The sequence below is a fragment of the Peiella sedimenti genome (genome assembly GCF_030504955.1).
Taxonomy (GTDB): domain Bacteria; phylum Pseudomonadota; class Alphaproteobacteria; order Caulobacterales; family Caulobacteraceae; genus Brevundimonas; species Brevundimonas sedimenti.
In genome coordinates, this window is sequence record NZ_JAUKTR010000001.1 from 345331 (window position 1) to 365636 (window position 20306).

A 20306-nucleotide genomic window follows, 5' to 3' on the forward strand; every position below is an offset into this window, starting at 1 on the left:
GAGCCCTCCGGAATCCCGCGATCTGACCCGCAGCATCGCCGTTGCGGGTTAGCGTCAGGTCAAGCCGCAGGGTTTCCGCATCGTTAGTCAGTTGGTGGCGGGCTGGCGCGAGATGTCCTCCAGCGCCTCGCCGGCGAAACGCTCCTTCACCTTCTTCGACAGGTCCCCGATGGAAACGACGCCGACCAGATTGCGCTCGTCATCCACGATAGGCAGGCGGCGGATGGCCTGGGAGCCCATGACGTCCAGCAGGTCGCGGGCGTCGTCGTCGGCCGTGCGCCATTCGATATCGCGCGTCATGACCTCGGCGACGGGGGTCTGGGGCGGCAGGCCCTTGGCCAGGGCGCGCACGGCCAGATCGCGGTCGGTGACGGCGCCTTGCAGTTTGCGGCCGTCGCAGACGGGCATGAAGCCGAAGTCGCCAGACGACATGCGTTCGGCGACGGACTGAATGGTTTCGTCGGGGCGTGCGACCTCGACGTCGGTGGTCATGATGTCCCGGACCTTCATGGGCGGGTCTCCTCCTGATTGTGGGTAGGCGCTCGCGGACAGAACGACCGCCCGCCGCCGCCGTTCCCGAAAGGGCCGGTTAACCGCGCCTACTAACCGCATTTCAAACGGCCACGCTTAGAGTCCTGCTCGTCATTTGGGGGAGCGGCGCATGCTGGGCAGGCGCTTAGGCGATCCGGAGTTCGGCCGTGGCGGCACGCCCGGCTCGGTCCGGGTTCTGCTGGTGGAGGACAACGACAACGCCCGGCGCTTGATCGCCGAGGTGTTGCGGGCGGCGGGATACGAGGGGCTCTACATCGCCCCTTCGGCGGAAGAGGCCCTGGCGGTGCTGCCGGTGGTGGAGCCGGACCTGATCGTCTGCGACTGGCACCTGCCGGGCATGAGCGGGGTCGAGCTGGTGCGGCAGGTGCGCACGGCTGAAGTACGGCTCGACACGTCCATCCCCAATGTCGAGGTGGCCGTGGTGATGCTGACCGGTCGCCGCACCAAAAGCGCGGTCGACGCAGCACGCGACGCGGGCGTGGATGAGTTCGTCATCAAGCCGTTCTCGACTGCTTCGCTGATCGAACGGGTGGAGGCCGCCTTCCGGCGCCGCAGGCCCTTCGTGCGCAGCCAGCAGTATCTGGGCCCGGACAGGCGCCGCCGAGGGAGCCGCGCCTATTCCGGCCTGCTCAAGCGGGCCTGCGACGTGATCGCCGCGGCGCCTGAGCCGCTGCTCATCGCCGAACAGCGAGCCCAGTTGATCCGAGAGGCGTCTGCGTCGCTGTCCAGCTACCTCGCGGCGGCCGGCTCGGAGCCGGATACGGAGGTGGTCTGCGCCCATTCCGACGCCATCGCGAGCCTGATGCGGCTTGCGCCTGAGGACCTGGCGACGGGCGAGGCGGTCATCGCCCATCTCGGCGCGCTGGTGCGCAAGCGCGCGCCCATGTGGCTGGAGGCGAGCTAGACGTCGCAAGCCGAGCCGCTCGACGCCACCGCCTTCACGGCGTAATCGGGGCCCCGCTGAAGCGGAGGGCGGAATGAGCAAAATCGCAAACCTGCTAGAGCGGCTGGAGATCGGCCGGGCCGCTTCGACCGGCCAAGGGCTGGAGTCGCGCTCGCCCATCGATGGCCAGGTGCTCGGCCACGCGCCCCTGCACGACGCCGCCGAGGCTTCCGCCGCCGCGGCGCGGGCCCAATCAGCGTTCCAGGCCTGGCGCCGCGTGCCGGCCCCCAGGCGGGGCGAGCTGGTGCGTCTGCTCGGCGAGGAGCTGCGCCGCATCAAGGATGACCTGGGCCTGCTGGTGACCCTGGAAGCCGGCAAGATCCGATCCGAGGGCCTGGGCGAGGTCCAGGAGGTGATCGACATCTGCGACTTCGCCGTCGGCCTGTCGCGCCAGCTGTACGGCCTGACGCTGGCTTCCGAACGGCCCGAGCATCACATGCGCGAGACCTGGCAGCCTCTGGGGCCGGTGCTGGTCATTTCGGCCTTCAACTTCCCCGTGGCGGTGTGGTCGTGGAACGCGGCCCTGGCGCTGGTCTGCGGCGACCCCGCGGTCTGGAAGCCGTCGGAAAAGACCCCGCTGACGGCCCTGGCGACCCAGGCGGCGTTCGAGCGCGCGGCGGCACGGTTCGGCGCTGAGGCTCCGGCCCATCTGTCGCAAGTGATCTTCGGTCGCGCCGATGTGGGTGAAGCCTTGGCGGCTGACGCCCGCATTCCGCTGGTGTCGGCCACGGGCTCCACCCGCATGGGACGCGCGGTGGCCCAGACAGTGGCGGCTCGGCTGGGCCGCTCGCTGCTGGAGTTGGGCGGCAACAACGCCATGATCGTCACGCCCAGCGCCGATCTCGAGCTGACCGTGCGCGGCGTCGCCTTCTCGGCGGTCGGCACCTGCGGCCAGAGGTGCACGTCCCTTCGCCGCCTGATCGTCCATGAGAGCCTCGCCGACAATCTGCTGGACCGGCTGATCAAGGCCTATGAAAGCCTGCCGGTCGGCGACCCGCGTCAGGACGGCGTACTCGTCGGGCCGCTGATCGATGAGGGCGCGGCGCAGGCGTTCGATGACGCGCTGGCGCAGGCCAGGTCCGAGGGCGGCCAGGTGCTGACCGGCGGGGACCGCGCCGAAGGCGTGCCCGGCGGCGCCTATGTCCGCCCGGCGATCGTGCGCATGCCGGGCCAGTCCGATGTGGTCATGCGCGAGACCTTCGCGCCGATCCTCTATGTGCTGACGTACCGCGATCTGGATGAAGCCATCGCGCTCAACAACGCCGCGCCGCAGGGCCTGTCGTCCTGCATCTTCACCGACAGCGCGCGCGAGGCGGAGACCTTCCTGTCAGGGTGGGGATCGGACTGCGGCATCGCCAACGTGAACCTGGGCCCGTCGGGCGCCGAGATCGGCGGCGCCTTCGGGGGCGAAAAGGAGACCGGCGGCGGGCGCGAAAGCGGATCAGACGCCTGGAAAGCCTATATGCGCCGTCAGACTCAGACGGTGAACTTCGGCCGCGGCCTGCCTCTGGCCCAGGGCGTCAGGTTCGACGTCTAGCCGTCCCGGCGCCGGCTCTGACGGACGGGCTCTTCGATCTGGACGCGAGAATCGCTCCTCAACCGCGCCAGCTGCTCGCGGGTGATGCACCGGGTCGTCGTCTCGGTTCTGGCCGTTTCCAGGAGGGCGGACGGCGCGACGAAGGAGACGCGTCCGAACTCCCTGTTCCAGGCGCCCCGGTTGAAGGGGCCCTCGTCGCACACGTGCAGCTGCACGGCGTAGCGCCCGTCCGCCGTCTGGCGGACAGCTGCGTCGTCCGGGCCGTCCGCCGCTCTGGGGCCGGCGGCGGCGGCGAAGCCGAACAGGCTCGCAGCCGCGAGAGTCGGGAGAAGAGTGGTCAGGTTACGCATCGATACCTCCGCTATCTGGTGGAAACTGGGGGCACTGTTTCGATGGTCAACGGCGCGGCGTCTGCCCTTGTGAGCTGCTGCTGTTGTTGCTGGATCCAGGCTGGGTGACCTGGACCCGGGAATCGCGGGTCAGCCGCTCCAATTGCCGCCGCGTGATGCAGCGGAGGCGAGGCTGGACACGTCCGCCGCTGGGAAAGAGCGCGTCGGGCGCGACGAAGTCCACTCGCGCATAGTCGCGCATGTTGAACTGCCCCGGCGGACACAGAGGCAGGGTTACGGCATAGCGGCCGTCGGGCAGCCGCCGGACCGGAGGGCCCTGCTCGTTAGGTTCATCGGCTGCGGCCGGCAGGCCCAGGCCAAGCGCGATCGCCGCGGCGATGGCGGGCAGTAGGAACTTGGCTGAGGCGACGAGACTAGGCATGATCTTGGCAGTAAGAATGGGCGCTGCGTCCGGACGGCGCAACGGGTCGATTCCGCGCACATCGGCGGCGGATGGTCTATTACTCGCACCCAGTTTCCGTCATTTGAAGCCGCCCCGTGCCCTCTTCACCGCCATATCGACTCTCTGTCGCGCCCATGATGGACTGGACCGACCGGCATTGCCGGGCGTTCCACCGCAGTCTCACGCGCCGCGCGCTGCTCTATACCGAGATGGTGACGGCGCCCGCGGTGATCCACGGCGACCGCGAACGCCTGCTCGGCTTCAGCGGAATAGAGCATCCGGTGGCGCTTCAGATCGGCGGGTCTGACCCGGGCCAGCTGGCCGAGGCCGCGCGGATCGGCGAAGCCATGGGCTATGACGAGATCAACCTCAATGTCGGGTGCCCCTCTGATCGGGTGCAGTCGGGGCGCTTCGGTGCCTGCCTGATGCGCGAGCCGCAACTGGTCGCCGAGTGCATGGCCGCCATTTCCGAGGCCGTGAACGTGCCCGCCACGGTCAAATGCCGCATCGGCGTCGACGATCAGGACCCCGATGAGAGTCTCTTCAGCCTTGTGGAGGCCTGCGCGGCCCAAGGCGTGTCGACCTTCATCGTCCATGCCCGCAAGGCCTGGCTGAAGGGGCTCAGCCCCAAGGAGAACCGGGACATCCCGCCGCTCGACTACGGCATCGTGCGCCGCTTGAAGGCCGCCCGACCCGACCTGACGGTCGTCATCAACGGCGGCGTCGCCGATCTGGATCAGGCGTTGGGCTTTCTTGAGCCCCCGGACCAGGGGCCGGCCCTGGACGGCGTCATGCTTGGCCGCGCGGCCTATCATGAGCCGGCGCTTCTGGGGGGCGCGGACCGGCGCCTCTTCGGGGAGGCTGTGGATGATGTGACGCCTTTCGGGGCCGTGGCGCGGCACCGGCCCTATCTTCTTCGAAGCCTTGAGCGGGGTGTGCCTCTCGCCCCTCTGGTCCGGCCCATGCTGGGCTTGATGCATGGCCGGCCCGGCGCCCGCGCCTGGCGCCGCATTCTTACGGTGGAGGGGGTCCGGCCCGGCGCGGGCATGGCGGTGGTCGATCAGGCGCTGGCCGCCGTCGCCGAGGCCGAAGCGCGCCGCGCGGCCTAGGGCTCAAGCAGGAGCCGTTGAGGCGAAGCCTCCATCCGCGACAGTCGGCCCAGATAGCTCATGCCCAGGAGCGGGGCGGGCAGGGGGCCGTCGACCACCAGCGCCTCCACATCGGTAAGAGCCGCGCCCGCGACATTCAGGGAGTCCAGTTGGATGCGGGCGGCGGGGCGCACGCCTCCGGCGGTCACGAGCTCCTCGGAGAAGCTGGACGCAGAAACCTGGATCCCCAGTCGGGCCGCGTCCTCGCGGCTGAGCGCCACGGCTGTGGCGCCTGTATCCACCAGCATGCGCAGGGGGCGCCCATTGATGCGGCCGATGGCCCAGAAGTGCCCGTCCTCCGCACGGCTGATGACCGCTTCATCGCGGCTTGACGGCGCCTGCAGCGCTGCGCCGACCAGGACGGCTGCGACCACGGAGACGGCCATGACGATGACGTTGCGACGCATGACTTTTCAGGAACTCCACCCCGGTCGCTTCTCGACGGCCCGACGAGCTTACGCGGCCTGGGTTGTCATTCGATGAATCGCAATACCGGCCCCGCCCCATGACACCGTGGCGTCATCAACATTAAAGATCGGCAATGCTTCATCCGTTTGTGTCCGGTCCGTAATCTTGATGGCCAAAGTAGAGCGCATGTTTTCGTCGAGTTAACTTGAGGCGGCGCGGCTCTCGGGACAATTTGGCGGGGCACCGGCGCCGTTCCCGAGCGTCGGAACCTCCAGGAGCCTCCCAATGCGCAAGTTCGCCCTTATCGCCGCCGTTTCCGCCGCCGCCCTGACCGCCGCCGCCGCGGGCGCCGCCGAACGCATCACCGACGTCGAGTATCTGCAGGCCGCCCGCTGCGCCGGCCTGGCCCAGGCCGCCGGCGGCGACGCCAGCTTCTTCGAAACCAAGATGCGCCAGAACCGCCAGGGCCGCAGCGACTATGTCCGCGCCCAGGCCCGCACCGGACGCGATCAGGCCCGGTCCGACTTCCGCGCCGCGTCGGGCGAAGCCCGCGCCCAGCTGGAAGCGGAAATTCGCGCCTGCGAGCAGATGCGCAACGCCTGATCCAGTAAGCTCTTCCTCGGCCTGCAAGCCCCCTTCGCCTCGCGCGGAGGGGGCGTTTTTTATGCTCTGTCCGCGACTTACGCCTCGCGCCCTGCCCCAAAATGGCCCAGCTTGGCTGGCGCACTCGCCGTACAGAGCCGCCGAGAGGAGCCGCCATGAGCCGTCCGTCCTTCCGAATTCGCCGCGGCCTGTCCGCCGTCGGCCTGGCCGCCCTGCTTGCGCTGCCGCCGGTCGTCCCGGCCACGGCGCGGGTTCAGGACTCGCAAGTCCGCGATGGTCAAGCGACGCCTGCCGCCTGCGCGCCGTTGGGCTTTGTTCTCGATGTTCGGAGGCCGCCCGTGGCCCGCACGAGCCCTCCGCCGCCGCCCAGGCCCATCAGCCCCACGCAGAAAATGGACCGCGTCGAGTCCGCAGGGCCGCCCGTCTCCACGCCGCCACCGCCGCCTCCCCCGCCGCCTCCGCCCGCTCCCCCGCCGCCGCCCGCGTCGCCTCCGCCCGTGGCCATGGCTTCGGCGGAAGCGATCACCGTGACGGGCTCTCGCATCCAGCGCAGTGAGTTCAGCGCCCCGGCGCGGCCCGATACCGAACGCTACCCGGACGCCACGCCGAACCCGGTCCGCGTGACCGCCGAAGAGCCGGTCTCAACCCTGTCCACCGACGTCGATACGGCCAGCTACTCAAATGTGCGCCGCTTCTTGGACGAGGGCCGCCTGCCGCCCCCGGACGCGGTGCGCATCGAGGAGATGATCAACTATTTCGATTTCGGCTATCGCCGCCCGTCCGATCCGCGCACGCCCTTCGCCATCGACACCCAACTCGTGGCCTCGCCCTGGAGCGAGGGTCGTCAGATTCTTCGGGTCGGCCTTCAGGGGTACGAGCTGCCGGAGGCCCAGCGCCGTCCGCTGAACCTGACCTTCCTGGTCGACGTGTCCGGCTCGATGGGAGGTCAGGGCAAGCTGGACCTCGCCCAACAGTCGATGAACCTGATCATCGATCGCCTGCGTCCTGAGGATACCGTCGCCGTCACCTACTACGCCCATGGCGCCGGCACGCTTCTGCCGCCCACGCCCGGGACCGACAAGCTGCGCCTGCGCTGCGCCGTCGCCTCGCTGCGCGCCTATGGCTCCACTGCGGGGGCCCAGGGCATGACCAACGCCTACGCCCAGGCCGAGGCGGCCTTCGACCGGAACAGGGTCAATCGCATCCTCATGTTCACGGACGGCGACTTCAACGTCGGCGTCACCGAGAACCAGCGTCTGGAGGACTACGTGGCCGCCAAGCGCGAGACCGGCGTCTATCTGTCGGTCTACGGCTTTGGCCGCGGCAACTATCAGGATGCGCGGATGCAGGCGATTTCGCAGGCCGGCAACGGCGTGGCCGCCTATGTGGACTCCTTGCGTGAAGCCCGTCGTCTGTTCGGGCCCATGTTCGACCGCGGCGCCTTCCCCATCGCGGACGATGTGAAGATCCAGGTGGAGTTCAATCCGGCCGTGGTCGCCGAGTGGCGCCTGATCGGCTACGAGACGCGCCTGCTGAACCGCGAGGACTTCAACAACGACGCCGTCGACGCGGGCGAAGTGGGCTCGGGCGCGTCGGTCACGGCCCTCTACGAACTGACGCCGGTCGGGGGGCCGACCCAGGTCGATCCGTTGCGCTACGCCCCGCGCCCCGCCGTGGCGGGGACCGCGGACGAGGCCGCCTTCGTTCGGGTGCGTTTCAAGGACCCGGGCGGCGAGGAGTCGCGCCTGATCGAACAGCCGGTCCAGCGCGGCGCCGCTCAGGCGGACGAGGCCACGCGGTGGGCCATGGCCGTGGCGGCCTTTGGCCAGCGCCTGCGCCGCGATCCCTGGATGGCTGACGGCTTTGGCTGGGATGACATCGTCGCCCTGGCCCAGGGGGCTCGCGGCGCGGATCCTTACGGAGAGCGCGCGGAGTTCGTTCAACTGGCCCGGGCCGCCGCAGCCCTTCCCGAGCAGCCGGCCCAACCGTAGGGCGCGTCAATGCTCCTCTCCCGCCTCAAGGGGGAGGAGCCAGGGGCGCCGCCGGGCCAGCCTTGCCTTACTGTGAAGTTTGTGTGACAGTTAGGTGACGCGCTGACGACTGGGAGGGTGAGAACCCCTGAGAGCCGAAGTCGCGTCTCTTTTCGCTCGTTGGAAAGGAGACGCCCATGACCGAGCAGGAAAAGAGCCTGGGACACGCCTTGATGTCCTTCGCCCTGATGGGGCCGCTACTGGCGGCGCCGCGCGGCGGCCGGCCGCCGCGAACACGGTCACGGCCCTCCAGCTACGAGCCTCTGCCCGAGCTGAAACGACGCTGAGCCTTACGGCTTGGCGAGGCGCGTCTCCTCTGCGAGGGAGAGGGCGGCCGGGCCTCTCCGGCTGACCGTCTGAGGGCGCCTCATGCCGCTGCTTCGCCAGGAACGCCGTGGGCGCATCGCCGTCCTGACCCTGTCGCGGCCCGAGCGGCTGAACGCCCTGCCGGACCTGACAGACGGCGAGGAGTTCCGCGCCGCCTGCGAGGCCATCAACGCCGACCCGGGCGTCTCTTGCGCCATCCTGACGGGCGAGGGGCGCGCCTTCTCGGCCGGCGGCGACATCAAGGCCATGGCTGAGAATCGCGACCTGTTCGAGGGCTCGGGCGCGGCCATCCGCGAACGCTACCGCCGTGTCGTGCATCGCATCGTGCGCGCCGTCTATGAGTTGGAGGTTCCCCTGATCGCCGCCGTGAACGGCCCGGCCGTGGGCCTGGGGTGCGATCTGGCCGGCCTGGCGGACATCCGCATCGCTTCGGACGAGGCCAGGTTCGGCGTGCCCTTCCTGCGCCTCGGCCTGATCCCCGGCGACGGCGGGGCCTGGCTGCTTCCGCGCCACATTGGCCACGCCCGCGCGGCCGAGCTGCTGTTCACAGGCGAGTTGATCAACGCTGAGACCGCCGAGCGTTGGGGGCTGGTCAACCGGGTCGTGCCGCACGAACGGCTGATGGACGAAGCCTGGATCATGGCGGAGCGCATCGCCGCCCAGCCGCCGCGCGCCCTGCGCATGGCCAAGAGCCTGCTGCGACAGGGCCGCGAGGCCTCGTTCGAGCAGATCCTCGAAGCCTCAGCCGCCATGCAGGGACTGGCTCACCTGACGGCGGATCACGCCGAGGGCGTCGCCGCCGTGCTGGAGAAACGCGAGCCGGACTTCCGCGGCGATTAGCGGTTGGCGGGCTGCATCGACTGATCCGGGCCCACGCCGCGGCTGACCGGACGGGCGGCGCCGGCGCGCTGCCCGGGCTTCATGAACTTGACCAGGACGCGCTGGCCGATCAGCAGCGGCGCGTCGTCGGCGCTGACCACCACCTCAACCACGCGTTCGTCGCTGCGCTGGGACGGATCATCCGACTGCAGGCGACGGGCGCCGAAGACGTTGGCGCGGCGCAGCACCTGACCGACATAGGTCTTGGTCGGGTCGCCCTCCGGCTGGATTTCCACCGCCTGGCCGAGCGTCACATTGGGGATGTCGGCCTCGACGATCTCGGCGCGTACGATGCGCTGGGCGTCCGGCTCCAGGTCGAACATGGTCGAGACGTTCAGGGTCGAGGCGCCGGCTCCGGGCTGGGCGTAGCGTCGAGCGATCACGCCGTCGACCGGCGCCCGGATCACCGTCAGCTCCAGATTGTACTGGGCCTCGGCCAGGCGCGCCTGGGCCGTGGCCACGGCGGCCTCCTGCGAGGCCAGCCGGGCGCGGGCCTGGGCCACCGCATCGCGGGCCTGATCCAGCCGCTGGGCGGCGATGTAGTTGGTGTCGGCCAGCCGCTGCAGTCGCGCCAGCTCCCTCTCGGCGGCGGCGATGTCCACGCGGGTCAGGGCGGTCTGGGATTGGGCCTGGCGCACCTCGGCGCCGGCGCGTTGCACGGCCAGCTGGAACTCGTCGCTCTCCTGGCGCGCCAGGACCTGACCGGCGGTGACGCGCTGACCTTCCTGGACCAGCACCTCGTCCACCACGCCGCCGCGGCGCGCCGCCACCTGGATGACGCCGCCCTCCACGTCCGCCTTGCCGTTGGCGATGGCGGCGTAGGGACTTTCAGGGGCCTGGGCGGCGGCGCGGGCGGTCTCCTCGCGCTTGGCGCGGGCCTGGCCGCTCATGACGACGAAGCCGATGCCGAGAATGGCGATCAGGCCGATCAGGATCCAGAACCAGGGGCGCTTCACGAAGCGGGGCATGACGTCAGTCTCTCAGTGCGAAAGGGTCGCGTTGGGGTCGGGAGTGCGGCGCTGATCCTCCAGGATGCGGCCGTCCTCGATGCGGATGATGCGGTCGGCCCAGGCTTCGAGCCTGGGGTCGTGGGTGACGCAGACGACGGCGGCGCCATGCTCGGTGGCGGCCCGGCGGAGCAGACGCACCACCACCTGGCCGTTCTCGCCGTCCAGAGCCGAGGTGGGCTCGTCGGCGAACAGAAGCTGCGGATTCTTGGCCAGACAGCGGGCGATGGCGACGCGCTGCTTTTCGCCGCCCGACAGCTCGGAGGGGCGCTGGTTCATGCGTGGTCCGAGGCCCACCTCTTCCAGAGCGGCCTTGGCGCGCTGGCGGGCCTCCCCCTTTTCCGCGCCTTGATAACCCAGCACCGTCGTCACCTGCTGAAGCGCGGTCAGCGCCGGGAACAGGTTGAACCCCTGGAAGATGAAGCCGCAATGCTCCAGGCGGAAACGGTCGATCTTGCCGTCCGAAAGCTTCCACAGATTGGGTTGATCAAGCGCAGCGACCTTGCCTTCGTCCGGCCGCAGCAGGCCGGACAGGGCCGCGATCAGGGTCGACTTGCCCGAGCCCGAGGGGCCCATGACCATGGTCAGGTCGCCGTGGCGCGCGTCGAAATCGACGCCCTTCAGAACCTCGATGGTGGTGCGGCCCGTCTTGAAGCGCTTGATCAGGCCCTCGGCCGCGACCGCGACCTCGCCGTGACGCCCGCTGATGGTGCTTTTCGGGGTCATCGCAGCAGATCCGCCGGCTGGCTGTTCTTGAGTACGCCCAGCGACAGGAAGCCCGAGGCGATGGCGATGATCAGCAGAAGCACGGAGACCATGCCGATCCAGAAGGCCGAAAAGGCCATCGGCACGCCGTTGGCGCCCGCCAGCAGACCCACGCCCCAGGTCAGGGCGCCCGCCGCCAGAATGCCGGCGACGCCGACCCAGAAGCTGAGCTCCATGATCACCCGCCGCAGCGAGGGCATGGAGACGCCCAGGGCCCGCAGCGAGGCGAACTCCTTGATGTTGGCCATGATGGCCCCGCGCAGGGTCTGCCAGGTGATGGCGATGCCGATCAGCAGGCCCAGGAACACCGAGAAGCCGAGCATCACGCCGATGATCTGCTCCTGAAACATCAGGTTGGCGTTGGCGCGGGCAAGCTCGGTGCGCGTCCAGGCGCGGTATTGGCCGCCCGCCTGGGCGTTCAGCTGGGCCGCCACGGCGTCGGCCCGGCTGGCGTCGCGCAACTTGACCATCAGGGGCCCGACGCGCGGGCCGGTATCCGCCTCGCCCAACATGCGCAGCGTGTCGCGCGACATGATCAGGGTGGCCTGCATCATGTTCGGGTAGCCGCGCGTGACGGCCGCGATCTCGATGGTCTTGCCGTTGTAGAGAGCCTTGTCCCCGAGCTGGACGCCCAGTCGCCTCAGCGCCGTCTCGTCTACCGCCACGGCGTAGGGGCGGCGCAGAGCCTCCAGCAACTCGTCGGAATAGTCCGTCGGCACTGTCACGTAGCCGGGGATGGGATCGACCACGGTGACGTTGACGAACTCCATGCGCCTGCGCTCGCCGCCCTGTTGTCCGCCGCCCTGACCCTCGGCGCCGGTGCGCTGGTTCGGGTTTTGGGCCTCAGCCGCCTCGTCGGCGGGCACGATGTTCTGGAAGCGGCCGCCGGATCCGTCCAGCGGCGCCACCTGAACCACGTCGGGGTGACGATAGATGGTCGGCAGAATGCGGCGCGGCACGCCCGAAGGGCCGTTGCCCAGGCCCGTCGCGCCGGGCGCCAGAATCATCACGTCGGCGCGCGCACGGTCGATCTGGGCGGTGAACGCCCGGCCGATGCCCATGAACATGCCGACCTGAGCCAGGATCAGCAGGCCCGAGAAGGCGAGCGCGACCACGGCGGCCATGTAGCGCCGCCATTCATAGATGAGCGTCGAAAGAGCGAGTGACATGATGATCCCGACAGACACCCCATCTGTCCTATGTCAGCAACATCGGTCCAAGTTAAATCGGCGTTATGGGGCCGCCGCCTTTTCGCCGCGCATTGCGAGCCGCCGTCGCCGCGCGATAGGGTCCGCCCCGTTTCAGTCCTGGAGGGAATCCATGCGCGCACGCCTTTTCGCCCTGACCGGCGCTGCTTCGGCCCTGGCGCTGGCGGTTGCGGCCCAGCCGGCTGCGGCGGAGGAGGGGATGTGGACCTTCGACCAGGCGCCTTTGGCCCGGATCAATCGCGAGCTGGGCGTTGATCTGGATCAGGCCTGGCTGGACCGCGTGCGCATGGGATCGGTGAAGATTCAGGGCTGCTCGGGCTCGCTGCTGTCCGACGCCGGGCTGATCATGACCAACCAGCACTGTGTGCGCTCGTGCGTGCAGGCCAACGCCCAGCCGGGCCAGGATCTGCTGGCTCAGGGCGTGCTGGCCCAGGCTCGCGAGGAAGAGCTGCGCTGCCCCGGCCAAACCGCCGAGGTGCTGCTTGAGATCACCGACGTCACAGACCGCATCCGGGCGGCGGGCGAGGGCCTGGAGGGCGGCGCCTACACCGCCGCGCGCAGCGCCGCCCAGACCGCCATCGAGCAGGAGGCCTGCCAGGATCGCGCCGGCGAGCGCTGCCAGGTGGTCAGCCTCTATCGCGGCGGCCAGTACAAGCTGTACCGATATCGCCGGTATGACGACGTGCGGCTCGTCTATGTGCCGGAGCATCAGGCGGTGGTGTTCGGCGGCTATCCGGACAACTTCAACTTTCCCCGGTTCGGCATCGATTCGGCCTTTCTGCGCGCCTATGAGAACGGCCGCCCCGCGCACACGCCGGACCACCTGCGCTGGAATCCGCGCACGCCCGTGGCGGGCGAGCCTACCTTCGTCTCGGGCAATCCCGGCTCGACCTCGCGTCTGAAGACGACGGCCCAGCTCGAGACCGAGCGTGACTGGCAGCTGACGCCTCAGATCGACCGGCTGGCCGACCTGCGCGGGCGGGTGGTGCGCTTCTCCGAGGAGAGCGACGAGAACCGCCGCGTCACGCGCGACATCCAGCGCGGCATCGAGAACAATCAGAAGCGGGCCAACGGTATGCATCGCGCCCTGTCGGCGCCCGGCTTCCTCGACGCGCGTGAACAGGCCGAGGCTGAGTTCCTGGTCCGAGCCCGGGCCGCAGGGGCCATCCCCGCGGATCAGAATCCCTTCGCAGCCCTGGAAGGGGTTCAGGCGGCCCAGGTCGCGCTGACCGATCGTCATGACTGGCTGGAAAGCCAGGCCGGCGGCGGCTCCGTCCTGTTCGGCTGGGCCCGCAATCTGGTCCGCGCCGCGGCCGAACGCGAAAAGCCGTCGAACCAGCGTCTCAGCGAGTATTCCGACAGCCGCCTGCCCCTGCTGGAGCGGTCGCTGCTGGACCCGCGCAACCTCAGCGCCGACCTCGAGACGCTGTACCTGTCCTTCTGGCTGTCAAAGTCGCGGGAGATTCTCGGCGCCGACCATCCCGCCGTCGAACGGCTGCTGGGCCAGGATTCGCCCGAGGCCCTGGCCGCCCGGCTGGTGCGCGAGACCACTCTTTTCGACCCCGCCGCCCGTCGCGCTCTGTGGGAAGGGGGCCTCGCCGCCGTGCAGGCCAGCGAGGATCCGCTGATCCAGCTGGTTCTGGCTACGGATCAGGACGCCCGCGAAATTCGCCGCGAGTGGGCCGCTCAGGTCAGCGGACCGGCGGATCGTTATGGCCAGATGCTGGCCGAGGCGCGCTTCGCCGTGCTTGGCGACAGCGTCTATCCGGACGCCACCGGCACGCCGCGCCTGTCCTATGGCCGCATCCAGGGCTGGAGCGAGAACGGCCGCGATGTCCCGGCCATGGTCACGGTCGCCGACTTCTGGAACCGCGCCACGGGCGCCTTCCCGTACCAGGCGGCGCCGCGGCTTCAGTCCGCGCGGGATCGGCTTGATCCCTCGACAGTGTTCACCGTCTCGACCACCCACGACATCGTCGGCGGCAACTCGGGCTCGCCCCTGATCGCGGCGGACGGATCGGTCATCGGCCTGGTCTTCGACGGCAACCTGCCGTCGCTGGGCGGGGCCTATCGCTATGAAGGCGAGATCGACCGCGCCGTGGCGGTCAGCGCCCAGATGGTCGAGGCGGCCCTGGTCAACGTCTATGGCGGCGAGGCCCTGGCGCGCGAGCTGCGCACCGGCCGCGGGCAGCGTTAGTCGGACCCGGGTAGGGCGGGCCGGCGCTAGGCGGCCCGCATCGCCCGACGGGCGGTGGTGAAGTACTGCCAGCCGGTCCACAGCGTCACCACCGCCGCCAGCCAGACGAGGAAGTCGGCAAAGGCGTTGAAGATGGGAATCCACTGGTCTTCCGCGCCCAGGAACACCAGTGTCAGCAGCTGGGCGCCCAGCGCCACCAGTTGTAGCGTCGTCTTCCACTTGGCCAGCAGGGTGACGGGCAGCTCGACCCGTCCCGCGATCGTTTCGCGCAGGGCCGAGACGGCGAACTCGCGGAACAGGATGACGCCCAGTGGGATCACCACCTCGGCGCCCGTGCCCGAGGTCAGCAGCCCCACCGCGGCGCCGCAGACCAGGATCTTGTCGGCGATGGGGTCAAGGATGGCGCCCCAGCGGCTCTCGGCATTCCAGCGCCGCGCCAGCCAGCCGTCGAAGAAGTCGGTGATGGCCACGATGACGAACAGCCAGAAGCCCGTGCGATAAAGGCTGAACTGCTGGTCAGGCGACAGATAGGCCGACAGCACCGGCACCCCGCCCATGGCCCCCGCCAGGACCAGGAACATCACCACCCCGCCGAACAGACGGATGCCGGTCAGGATGTTGGGGATGGCGTTGCGATAGGGGGCGTGGGTCAAGGCGGTTCTCTGGGTGAGACGGGTTCCACCGATCCTTATGGCGATGCTGGCCGCCTTCCGGAAGCCGGAACGATGGAATCCGTACCTTCACCTTACCGATGGCCGAACACGGCCGGCAGCTCTGTGCGCGCGGCTTCAAAGAAGTAGGGCCGATAGCTCATGGCGTTGGCGTTGGTGATCACCGCCACGGTCAGCTTCTCGTCAGGATAGTAGCGCAGCGAGGCATAGGCGCCGTTGGTCTCGCCGCCGTGGCCGTACCACTCGATGGAGCCGTCTGCGCGGCGCCCGATCTGCCAGCCGAAGCTGTAGCCCACGCCTTCACCTGCGATCGTGGTCGCTTCGGTCAGCACGTCGCGCATGGAGGCTTCGGATAACCAGCTTCCGCTGAAAACGGCGTCGCCGAAACGGGCCAGGTCCTCGGCCGTCGATAACAACCCGCCCGACGGGTAGAAGTCGCTGGAATCGCGCCAGATAGTGTTGCGCACGACTCCGTCGGGAAAGCGGGTATAGAACCGGGTCCGGCCAGAGATGATCGCCAAGGGGTGGTCGATCATGGTGTTCTCAAGGCCCAGCGGGGCGGCCACTTCCCGCCCGATCAACTCACCGAACTCAGCGGCCGCCGCGCGCTCCGCCAGTATGCCCAGGATGTTGTAGCCGAGGCTGGAATAGTGATGCGCCGCCCCTGGCGCCGACACCAGGGGGTCGCCCACCGTCCTCGCCAGCGCCGCTGTCAGGTTGGGGTAGTAGAGAAAGTTGTTGGCGTCCTGGATGTCGCGGAAGTCGTACTGGCGGACGCCTGCTGTGTGGGCCGCCAGCCGGCGGGCGGTGATGATGCCGTCCGTGGGCTCCGGCAATTCGGTGACGAGCGCTCGCACATCGGCGTCCAGATCTAGCCGCCCCTGATCCCGCAGGCGCAGAGCCAGGACGGCCGTCAACGGCTTGGACACGCTGCCGATGCGCATGCGCGTCGTGGGCGTCAGGGGCGCGCGGTTCTCAATATCCGCCAGACCGGTCGCGCCAGACCAGATCAACTCGCCGTTGCGATAGACGGCGGCCATGACGCCAGGCGTCCCGTCGCGCTCCAAGATCCGGGCAAGAATGGCCTGCGCTTCGTCCGCCCGGGAGGGTTCGGCGGGCACGGCCGACGCGGCGGGCGCCGTGAGTGAGAGCGCCGCCACTGCGACGGCCAGAGTTCTTAGCCAGATCATCGAAGGAGCTCCTTGCTACCCGGGCAAGGAGGGACCGCGACGCATGCGGGCTCAACCAGATTGCTGTCCTGCTTTGCGAGACGGGACGCTTTTGCCGGTAATGGGACGCGCCTGCCTCTCGCGCCATGCCACCGGGCTCTGGCCGGTCTCCTGCTGGAACGCGGCATAGAATCTCGACCGCGAGCGAAAGCCCGACAGACCGCCTATGGCGTCCATGGAGGTTCGCGCCTCCGCCGGGCTGGTCAGCAACCGCTGCGCCTCGCGCACCCGCAACTGATTGACCACCTGTCGGAAGGGCAGTCCGGCCCCGTTGAGCAGCCGCGACAGCTGATACGCCTTCAGCCCCAACAGGCTGGCCGCCTTTGGCAGCGACAGGTCGGGATCGAGAAAGGCGCGGCTGTCCCAAAGGCGTTGAATGACTTCCTGGGCCTGCGGCGCGGCCTCGGCCGCCGGTCCGGCTCGGACCATCGCTCTGAGGGTCTGCGACCCACACACCGCATAGCCGGCGATGGTGAGCAATCCTCCGGCTCCGATCAAGGGCACCATCTCATAGAGAAGGCTGCTCTCCGGCGCCGCCAGACGGGCCAACTGGGCGACGTGCAGGCTCGTCACCCCCGCCAGCATCACAGGTAGATGCAGGTTCTCCGACCGGGCGGCCAGCGCCGGCGGGGCGGCGCGGCTCTTCAGCAGCCAGAGGGCGATGGCGGCGGCGGTCATGCCCGCCTGCGTCACGATGATGTGGCCGATCTCCTCCGGTTCGCCGAACCGCCCGCCGTTGATCAGCGCCGCCGCCGAATAAGCCGTGACCGGTGCGTAGGCCCACGTCCGTCCCCGGCTGATCCCCACAGACGTCGCCACATAATCGATCAGCAGCCCGCTGATCAGCAGGGCGCCGGCGTCCATGACCATGCCAAGCGCGTCCGTGTATCGCGCCGCGCCGGTGTCGAGAACCACGAACAACCCCAGCAACGCGGAGGTCAGCATAAGCAGAGCCGCCAGGGTCAGCCGCGACCGGGCCGGTCCAAAGCGTTCTTGAAACAGCAACGCCAATGCGACGAGGGCGCCGTTCATCACGGCGGCCAGATAGACGGCGACTAGGATCATGGCCCCCGGGTCGGTCATGCGCGAGCGTAGTTCTGCCAAGCTGGGGGCATTGTAACCCGCACTAGCCCCGCGCGCCCGGTCGGAAGTGGTCGTGGATGCGCTGGGCCAGGGCCTGGTTCACCCCCTCAACCTTGACCAGGTCGGCGACCGCGGCTCGCGCCACGCCTCGCGCCGAGCCGAAGGCGTGCAACAGGGCCGCCTTGCGCTTGCCGCCCACACCCTCGATCTCGTCCAGCGGATTGCGCTTCATGTCGATGGCGCGCCGGGTCCGGTGCGCGCCGATGGCGAAGCGGTGGGCCTCGTCCCTGAGGCGCTGCAGCCAGTACAGCGCCGGTGAGTTCTTGGGCAGCATGAAGGGCGGCTTGCCGGGCAGGAAGAACCGCTCCAGCCCCGCATCGCGGTCGGGGCCCTTGGCCACGCCGACCACGGCGATGTCGTCGACGCCCAGTTCGGCCATGACCTTCAGCGCCTCGGCGAGCTGACCCGCGCCGCCGTCGATCAGCACCAGATCGGGCCGGTTGTCGCTCTCGCCTTCTTCCTCCTCCTTGACCAGGCGCGAGAAGCGTCGGGTCAGCACCTCGCGCATCATGCCGTAGTCGTCGCCGGGCGTGAGGCTGTCGGAGCGGATGTTGAACTTGCGGTACTGGTTCTTCTGGAAGCCCTCGGGCCCCGCCACGATCATCGCCCCGACGGCGTTCGTGCCCATAATGTGGCTGTTGTCGTAGACCTCCACGCGCTCGGGCGGCTGGTCCAGGCCGAAGGCCTCGCAGACCTCGTCCAGGATCTTGGTCTGGGCCGAGCTTTCGGCGAGCTTTCGGCCCAGGGCCTCGCGCGCGTTGGTCAGGGCGTGCTGAACCAGCTCGCGCTTCTCGCCGCGTTGAGGCTGGGCGATCTCGACGCGGCGACCCGCCTTCATCGAGAAGGCCTCTTCCAGCAGCTCGGCCTCGAAGGGGACATGGCTGGTCAGAATCTGCCGCGGGACCGGCTTGTCCTCGTAGAACTGACCCAGGAACGAGCCCAGGATCACGCCCTCTCCGTCAGTCTTGTCCACCCGAGGGAAGTAGGCGCGGTTGCCCCAGTTCTGGCCGGCGCGGAAGAAGAACACCTGCACACAGGCCTGGCCGCCCTGGGCGTGAACGGCGATGACGTCGGCCTCGTCCACCGTCTCTGGATTGACCGTCTGTTCCATGGAGATGGCGGACAGGGCCCGGATGCGGTCGCGCAGGCGGGCGGCGCGTTCGAAGTCCAGATCGTCCGACGCCGCCTGCATTTCGTTGGACAGGCGCTTCATCACCGCCCGCGACTTGCCGCGCAGGAAGGCCTCGGCCTCGTTGACCAGCTCCATGTAGGCCTCGGGGCTGACCAGATCGACGCATGGGGCGGAACAGCGCTTGATCTGATGCAGCATGCAGGGGCGCGTGCGGCTTTCGAACACGCTGTCCGAGCACGAGCGCAGCAGGAACGCCTTCTGCAGGGTGTTGAGCGTCCGGTTCACGGCCCAGGTGCTGGCGAAGGGTCCGAAATAGTCGCCCTTTACGGTGTGGGCGCCGCGGTGCTTGCGCACCTGGGGCGCGCGGTGGTCGCGGCGGATCATCAGCTCGGCGAAGGACTTGTCGTCCCTCAGCACCACGTTGAAGCGCGGCTTCAGCTGTTTGATCAGGTTGGATTCCAGCAGCAGGGCTTCGGTCTCGGTCGCCGTGGTCACCAGCTCCATGGCCCGGGTCAGGCTGACCATCAGGGCGATGCGCTGGGTGTGGAAGCGCCCCTGCGCGTACTGGACGATGCGCTTCTTCAACGAGCGCGCCTTGCCCACGTAGAGGCATTCGCCGCCCTCGCCATACATGCGATAGACGCCGGGCTTGTCGGGCGCGCGCCGGGCCTCGGCCCGGATGAGGTCCGGCCCGGCCAGGGCTGCGGTTTCAGGGTTCGGCGACTCGTCGGCCATCTCGGCCAATATAGGCGTGTGCGGCCTCAGCCGCGACGCACCAGCCAGGCCCCGGCGAAGACCAGCGCTACGCCGGCGATCTTGGTGAGGGTTGCCGGGCGGGCCTCCAGCCGCAGCAGCCCGTAGTGATCCAGCACCAGGGCGAGCAGCATCTGCCCGGCGATCACCAGGGTGGCGGCCGAGGCCACGCCGATGCGCGGCGCCGCATAGGCCATTCCGGCCACGAGCACCGCCCCGTAGAGCCCGCCCAACCAGGCCCACCAGGGCAGGCCGCGCACCGCCGCCATGTCGGGCCGCTGGCCCAGCAGCGCCGAGGCGATCAGAAGGGCGACGGCTCCTACGATGAACGAGGCCAGGGCGGCGTTCACCGGCGAACCCACGGCGCGCGCGAGCACGGCGTTGGTGGGCGGCTGCAAGGCCAAGGTCGCCCCTGAAATCAGCATCAGGACGACGGCGAGCAGGGTGGCGGAAGCGGCGGGCATGGCCCTGTCTAGCACGTCCGCCCGCGAGCGGGTGTTGACGCGAACAGGCGAAGCGCGGTCAATAGCTTAGCTTGTGGAGGGATGCGATGCTTCGAGGGATTCTGCTAGGCGCGGCGCTGGCCGTGGGCGTGGCGGCGCCGGCCGCGGCCGGAGATCTGGCGGGCTACGTGCGCCATGCGCTGGAGCAGATGGAATACCAGTGGAACAACCGCACCTACAGCCGCCAGTACTTCCTGGAGCAGGGCAACCTGCAGCAGGGCGGCTCGTGGACCTATTCCTTCAACACCGCGGCCGATGAGGTGATCTTCATTGCGGGCTGCGATCAGGACTGCTCAGGCCTGTCGATGACCGCTTTCGACCGCGCCAGCGGCCGGCTCATCGATCAGCGACGCGGCTCGGGTAAGTCCATGGAGATGCGGGTCAGGCCCGGCACGGGAAGGCACGTGATCGTCAGCCTGACCATGGAACGCTGCTCGACCCAGGTCTGCTATTACGCCATCTCGGCGGTGCACTGACGC

The 20306-nt window shown here is 69.0% G+C and carries 21 protein-coding genes; 9 read left to right on the plus strand and 12 right to left on the minus strand.

Going from position 1 to position 20306, the window contains the following annotated elements:
* Positions 1–87: 87 nt before the first annotated feature.
* Positions 88–510: a CBS domain-containing protein gene (locus Q0812_RS01715; protein ID WP_302108567.1), complete on the minus strand. Its 423-nt coding sequence runs from the start codon at positions 508–510 to the stop codon at positions 88–90.
* A gap of 151 nt (positions 511–661) precedes the next feature.
* Here Q0812_RS01715 and Q0812_RS01720 point away from each other — a divergent pair, with 151 nt between their 5' ends.
* Both Q0812_RS01720 and amaB read left to right on the plus strand, forming a co-directional pair.
* Complete coding sequence (locus tag Q0812_RS01720; RefSeq protein WP_302108568.1) at positions 662–1456, plus strand: response regulator; 795 nt, start codon at positions 662–664, stop codon at positions 1454–1456.
* A gap of 73 nt (positions 1457–1529) precedes the next feature.
* A complete protein-coding gene (gene amaB, locus Q0812_RS01725; protein ID WP_302108569.1) occupies positions 1530–3032 on the plus strand; it encodes an L-piperidine-6-carboxylate dehydrogenase in 1503 nt (500 codons plus the stop codon).
* Here the strand turns inward: amaB and Q0812_RS01730 are convergent.
* Together Q0812_RS01730 and Q0812_RS01735 are read right to left on the minus strand one after the other, a co-directional pair.
* Positions 3029–3382, minus strand: a complete 354-nt coding sequence (locus tag Q0812_RS01730; protein WP_302108570.1) for a hypothetical protein — start codon at positions 3380–3382, stop codon at positions 3029–3031. The two genes, amaB and Q0812_RS01730, sit on opposite strands and share 4 nt — an antisense overlap.
* A gap of 46 nt (positions 3383–3428) precedes the next feature.
* Positions 3429–3803, minus strand: coding sequence for a hypothetical protein (locus tag Q0812_RS01735; protein ID WP_302108571.1), 375 nt, complete (start codon positions 3801–3803; stop codon positions 3429–3431).
* 116 nt (positions 3804–3919) lie between these two features.
* On the opposite strand from Q0812_RS01735, the gene dusA reads away from it, so the two are divergent.
* Positions 3920–4933: a tRNA dihydrouridine(20/20a) synthase DusA gene (dusA, locus tag Q0812_RS01740; RefSeq protein WP_302108572.1), complete on the plus strand. Its 1014-nt coding sequence runs from the start codon at positions 3920–3922 to the stop codon at positions 4931–4933.
* Here the strand turns inward: dusA and Q0812_RS01745 are convergent.
* Positions 4930–5379: a retropepsin-like aspartic protease family protein gene (locus tag Q0812_RS01745; RefSeq protein ID WP_302108573.1), complete on the minus strand. Its 450-nt coding sequence runs from the start codon at positions 5377–5379 to the stop codon at positions 4930–4932. The genes dusA and Q0812_RS01745 overlap by 4 nt on opposite strands.
* A gap of 286 nt (positions 5380–5665) precedes the next feature.
* On the opposite strand from Q0812_RS01745, the gene Q0812_RS01750 reads away from it, so the two are divergent.
* From Q0812_RS01750 to Q0812_RS01765, 4 genes are all read left to right on the plus strand, one after another.
* Entirely contained in the window at positions 5666–5983 is a 318-nt protein-coding gene (locus Q0812_RS01750; protein ID WP_302108574.1) for a hypothetical protein, read from the plus strand.
* 155 nt (positions 5984–6138) lie between these two features.
* Positions 6139–7974 carry a vWA domain-containing protein gene (locus Q0812_RS01755; protein WP_302108575.1) on the plus strand — a complete coding sequence of 612 codons (1836 nt, stop codon included), beginning with the start codon at positions 6139–6141 and terminating at the stop codon, positions 7972–7974.
* 176 nt (positions 7975–8150) lie between these two features.
* Complete coding sequence (locus tag Q0812_RS01760) at positions 8151–8300, plus strand: hypothetical protein (RefSeq protein ID WP_302108576.1); 150 nt, start codon at positions 8151–8153, stop codon at positions 8298–8300.
* An 82-nt stretch (positions 8301–8382) separates the two neighbouring features.
* A complete protein-coding gene (locus Q0812_RS01765) occupies positions 8383–9180 on the plus strand; it encodes a crotonase/enoyl-CoA hydratase family protein (RefSeq protein WP_302108577.1) in 798 nt (265 codons plus the stop codon).
* Here Q0812_RS01765 and Q0812_RS01770 read toward each other — a convergent pair.
* Genes Q0812_RS01770 through Q0812_RS01780 form a run of 3 tightly spaced genes read right to left on the minus strand, consistent with a single transcriptional unit; the run spans position 9177 to position 12160 of the window.
* Positions 9177–10187 carry an HlyD family secretion protein gene (locus tag Q0812_RS01770; RefSeq protein WP_302108578.1) on the minus strand — a complete coding sequence of 337 codons (1011 nt, stop codon included), beginning with the start codon at positions 10185–10187 and terminating at the stop codon, positions 9177–9179. The genes Q0812_RS01765 and Q0812_RS01770 overlap by 4 nt on opposite strands.
* 12 nt (positions 10188–10199) lie before the next feature.
* The gene (locus Q0812_RS01775; protein WP_302108579.1) at positions 10200–10952 is read right to left on the minus strand and encodes an ABC transporter ATP-binding protein; all 753 of its coding nucleotides are present in this window, start codon (positions 10950–10952) and stop codon (positions 10200–10202) included.
* A complete protein-coding gene (locus Q0812_RS01780) occupies positions 10949–12160 on the minus strand; it encodes an ABC transporter permease (RefSeq protein ID WP_302108580.1) in 1212 nt (403 codons plus the stop codon). The genes Q0812_RS01775 and Q0812_RS01780 overlap by 4 nt, the downstream gene beginning before the upstream one ends.
* Before the next feature lie 151 nt (positions 12161–12311).
* Here Q0812_RS01780 and Q0812_RS01785 point away from each other — a divergent pair, with 151 nt between their 5' ends.
* Entirely contained in the window at positions 12312–14396 is a 2085-nt protein-coding gene (locus Q0812_RS01785) for a S46 family peptidase (RefSeq protein ID WP_302108581.1), read from the plus strand.
* A gap of 26 nt (positions 14397–14422) precedes the next feature.
* On the opposite strand, the gene pgsA is transcribed toward Q0812_RS01785, so the two are convergent.
* The 5 genes from pgsA to Q0812_RS01810 all read right to left on the minus strand — a co-directional run bounded on the left by pgsA (position 14423) and on the right by Q0812_RS01810 (position 19788).
* The gene (gene pgsA, locus Q0812_RS01790) at positions 14423–15049 is read right to left on the minus strand and encodes a CDP-diacylglycerol--glycerol-3-phosphate 3-phosphatidyltransferase (RefSeq protein WP_302108582.1); all 627 of its coding nucleotides are present in this window, start codon (positions 15047–15049) and stop codon (positions 14423–14425) included.
* A 92-nt stretch (positions 15050–15141) separates the two neighbouring features.
* Positions 15142–16257, minus strand: coding sequence for a serine hydrolase domain-containing protein (locus Q0812_RS01795; RefSeq protein ID WP_302108583.1), 1116 nt, complete (start codon positions 16255–16257; stop codon positions 15142–15144).
* Between the two features lie 51 nt (positions 16258–16308).
* Entirely contained in the window at positions 16309–17379 is a 1071-nt protein-coding gene (locus Q0812_RS01800) for a helix-turn-helix domain-containing protein (protein ID WP_302108584.1), read from the minus strand.
* A gap of 43 nt (positions 17380–17422) precedes the next feature.
* Positions 17423–19306 (minus strand): excinuclease ABC subunit UvrC, encoded by a 1884-nt coding sequence (gene uvrC, locus Q0812_RS01805; protein ID WP_302108585.1) that lies wholly within the window; start codon positions 19304–19306, stop codon positions 17423–17425.
* A gap of 26 nt (positions 19307–19332) precedes the next feature.
* Positions 19333–19788, minus strand: a complete 456-nt coding sequence (locus Q0812_RS01810) for a DMT family transporter (protein WP_302108586.1) — start codon at positions 19786–19788, stop codon at positions 19333–19335.
* 86 nt (positions 19789–19874) lie between these two features.
* Between Q0812_RS01810 and Q0812_RS01815 the strand changes: the two genes are divergently transcribed.
* Positions 19875–20303 (plus strand): hypothetical protein, encoded by a 429-nt coding sequence (locus tag Q0812_RS01815; protein WP_302108587.1) that lies wholly within the window; start codon positions 19875–19877, stop codon positions 20301–20303.
* Positions 20304–20306 lie beyond the last annotated feature (3 nt).

Excerpts from the sequence above, each read along its gene's own strand:
- Q0812_RS01755 (WP_302108575.1), top strand. The coding sequence starts at position 6,139 with ATGAGCCGTCCGTCCTTCCGAATTCGCCGCGGCCTGTCCGCCGTCGGC.
- Q0812_RS01735 (WP_302108571.1), bottom strand. The coding sequence starts at position 3,803 with ATGCCTAGTCTCGTCGCCTCAGCCAAGTTCCTACTGCCCGCCATCGCC.
- amaB (WP_302108569.1), top strand. The coding sequence starts at position 1,530 with ATGAGCAAAATCGCAAACCTGCTAGAGCGGCTGGAGATCGGCCGGGCC.
- Q0812_RS01745 (WP_302108573.1), bottom strand. The coding sequence starts at position 5,379 with ATGCGTCGCAACGTCATCGTCATGGCCGTCTCCGTGGTCGCAGCCGTC.
- Q0812_RS01730 (WP_302108570.1), bottom strand. The coding sequence starts at position 3,382 with ATGCGTAACCTGACCACTCTTCTCCCGACTCTCGCGGCTGCGAGCCTG.
- Q0812_RS01775 (WP_302108579.1), bottom strand. The coding sequence starts at position 10,952 with ATGACCCCGAAAAGCACCATCAGCGGGCGTCACGGCGAGGTCGCGGTC.
- Q0812_RS01785 (WP_302108581.1), top strand. The coding sequence starts at position 12,312 with ATGCGCGCACGCCTTTTCGCCCTGACCGGCGCTGCTTCGGCCCTGGCG.
- Q0812_RS01800 (WP_302108584.1), bottom strand. The coding sequence starts at position 17,379 with ATGACCGACCCGGGGGCCATGATCCTAGTCGCCGTCTATCTGGCCGCC.
- Q0812_RS01795 (WP_302108583.1), bottom strand. The coding sequence starts at position 16,257 with ATGATCTGGCTAAGAACTCTGGCCGTCGCAGTGGCGGCGCTCTCACTC.
- Q0812_RS01760 (WP_302108576.1), top strand. The coding sequence starts at position 8,151 with ATGACCGAGCAGGAAAAGAGCCTGGGACACGCCTTGATGTCCTTCGCC.
- Q0812_RS01765 (WP_302108577.1), top strand. The coding sequence starts at position 8,383 with ATGCCGCTGCTTCGCCAGGAACGCCGTGGGCGCATCGCCGTCCTGACC.
- Q0812_RS01810 (WP_302108586.1), bottom strand. The coding sequence starts at position 19,788 with ATGCCCGCCGCTTCCGCCACCCTGCTCGCCGTCGTCCTGATGCTGATT.
- Q0812_RS01780 (WP_302108580.1), bottom strand. The coding sequence starts at position 12,160 with ATGTCACTCGCTCTTTCGACGCTCATCTATGAATGGCGGCGCTACATG.
- uvrC (WP_302108585.1), bottom strand. The coding sequence starts at position 19,306 with ATGGCCGACGAGTCGCCGAACCCTGAAACCGCAGCCCTGGCCGGGCCG.
- Q0812_RS01715 (WP_302108567.1), bottom strand. The coding sequence starts at position 510 with ATGAAGGTCCGGGACATCATGACCACCGACGTCGAGGTCGCACGCCCC.
- Q0812_RS01750 (WP_302108574.1), top strand. The coding sequence starts at position 5,666 with ATGCGCAAGTTCGCCCTTATCGCCGCCGTTTCCGCCGCCGCCCTGACC.
- Q0812_RS01815 (WP_302108587.1), top strand. The coding sequence starts at position 19,875 with ATGCTTCGAGGGATTCTGCTAGGCGCGGCGCTGGCCGTGGGCGTGGCG.
- Q0812_RS01720 (WP_302108568.1), top strand. The coding sequence starts at position 662 with ATGCTGGGCAGGCGCTTAGGCGATCCGGAGTTCGGCCGTGGCGGCACG.
- Q0812_RS01770 (WP_302108578.1), bottom strand. The coding sequence starts at position 10,187 with ATGCCCCGCTTCGTGAAGCGCCCCTGGTTCTGGATCCTGATCGGCCTG.